Origin of the sequence: Streptomyces sp. NPDC002130 (genome assembly GCF_040296465.1) — a bacterium.
Lineage (GTDB): Bacteria > Actinomycetota > Actinomycetes > Streptomycetales > Streptomycetaceae > Streptomyces.
The window spans coordinates 1-1,081 of sequence record NZ_JBEOXI010001199.1; the positions used below are offsets into that span (position 1 = coordinate 1).

The following is a 1,081-nucleotide window of genomic DNA, read 5'->3' on the forward strand; positions in this document are numbered from 1 at the left end:
CGCCACGATTCTCTGGCGAGAGATCATCGGAAACGCGTTCGGAATAGGCTCCGCGATCGCGGGCGCGCGACGCTCGGTATGGGCGTGGCCTGTCGGTATAGCCGGAAATGCCTTGTTGTTCACGGTGTTCATGGGCGCGCTTTTCCACACGCCGCAAGAGCTCAATCTCTACGGCCAGGCCGGCCGTCAGTTGTTGTTCGTCACCGTCAGCATCTACGGATGGACCCAGTGGCGACGTGGGGCACGTGACTCCGGTCGCGCAGTCCTGCCCCATTGGGCGACAGCCCGCGAGCGCATCGCCATGATCGCCGTCATGGCAAGCGGCACAATCGCTTTCGCCTGGATCTTCGACCTTCTCGGCTCGTACGGAGCGTGGGCGGAGGCCTGGATCTTCACTGGCTCCATCCTCGCGACGTACGGCATGGCACGCGGCTGGACCGAGTTCTGGCTCATCTGGATCGGCGTCGACGCCGTTGGTGTTCCCCTTCTCTTCCGAGCCGGCTACTACCCTTCGGCGATCCTCTATCTGGTCTACGCATTCTTCGTGTTGTGGGGCTTCGCAATGTGGCTGCGCATTCAACGCCGAACTCCACAAGGGGTGTGACCATAAACGAACTCCTGGTATGTTTGCGTCGATTAAGCAAACCAGCGGTCTGTTTACGGGCATCAGGAGCGAAACAATGGAAGACAAGAATTCCCACGGAATAGCGGGCCCCAACGGTTCCGGCAACGGATCGAGAGCCAATGGTTCCGCGAGTAATGGTTCTGCGAGCAACCTTTCCACGGGTAACGGTTCTGCGAGCAACGGTTCCAACAGTGCCACCGCCACAGCGGATTTTCTGTCGACCGCACCCAAGCAATCGGACGCATTCACGTTTCCGCTTCCTGCCCGAACCACGGCCGCACACAGCAGCGGAGAGGACCTTTCAGTGCCAGCTTCAACACGCGAATCATCGAGGACGCTCGAAACTCGGAGTCGTACCGTCGTACGTCGCGACGCGATGGGCCGACGCGCCCCCGGCGCGCCGGCCGCGCTGGACACCCCCGGCTCGGTTCAGGCTGCGCCTGCGCGCGCCGGTGG

The 1,081-nt window shown here is 62.1% G+C and carries 1 protein-coding gene; it reads left to right on the forward strand.

The features are described 5' to 3' along the window. Window positions 1-604, forward strand: a 604-nt coding sequence (pnuC, locus tag ABT116_RS49620) for a nicotinamide riboside transporter PnuC (RefSeq protein WP_351648308.1), incomplete at its 5' end; no start/stop codon positions are given. Window positions 605-1,081: the final 477 nt, after the last annotated feature.